Origin of the sequence: Nonomuraea lactucae, from assembly GCF_003313395.1 — a bacterium.
Classification (GTDB): Bacteria; Actinomycetota; Actinomycetes; order Streptosporangiales; family Streptosporangiaceae; genus Nonomuraea; species Nonomuraea lactucae.
The window spans coordinates 1-895 of sequence record NZ_QNFZ01000101.1; the positions used below are offsets into that span (position 1 = coordinate 1).

1 protein-coding gene is annotated in these 895 nt (G+C 75.4%); it reads left to right on the top strand.

Annotation, left to right across the window (positions count from 1 at the left end; all coding sequences use genetic code 11):
• Window positions 1–895, top strand: an 895-nt coding sequence (locus DQW85_RS07405) for an ATP-binding protein (protein ID WP_476703597.1), incomplete at both ends; no start/stop codon positions are given.

Below are 895 nucleotides of genomic sequence, written 5' to 3' on the forward strand. Positions count from 1 at the left end.
GAGGACCTCGCGCGGGAGGCCGCCTCCGCGCGGCGGGAGGCGCGCGCGGCGTTCGGCGACGGCACGCTGTTCCTGGAGCCGATGCTCGACCGGGCCAGGCACGTCGAGGTGCAGATCCTCGCCGACCGGCACGGCACCGTGTGGGCGCTCGGCGAGCGCGAGTGCAGCGTGCAGCGGCGGCACCAGAAGGTGGTCGAGGAGTGCCCCTCTCCTGGGATCGGCGACGGGACCCGCGCCCGGCTGAGGGAGGCGGCGGCACGGGCCGCCACGAAGATCGGCTACGTGGGGGCCGGGACCGTCGAGTTCCTGGTCAAGGGCGAGCGGGTGGCGTTCCTGGAGATGAACACCCGCCTGCAGGTCGAGCACCCGGTGACCGAGCTGGTCCACGGGGTCGACCTGGTCCGGCTCCAGCTGGAGGTCGCCGAGGGCGCGGCCCTGGAGGGCGCGCCGCCGCCCGCGAGCGGGCACGCCGTCGAGGCCCGGCTGTACGCGGAGGATCGCGACTACCTGCCGCAGACCGGGGTGCTGGGGCGGTTCGAGATCGAGGGTGACGTCAGGGTGGACTCCGGGGTGGAGTCCGGGTCGGTGGTGTCCCCGCACTACGACGCCATGCTGGCCAAGGTGGTCGCGCACGGGGCCAGCCGCGGCGAGGCGATCAGGAAGCTGGCGGCGGCCCTGCGCCGCGCCCGGCTCCACGGCGTCACCACCAACCGTGACCTGCTCGTCGGCATCCTTGAGCATGAGGCGTTCCGGGCGGGCGACACCCATGTCGGCTTCCTGGACGAGCACGGCGACGCCCTCGCCTCCCGTGGGGGGACGCCGGGCGGCACGGCCGACCCGGCCGGCACGCAGTGGCCCGTCCTGGCCGCCGCGCTCGCCATGGCCGCCGCGAACC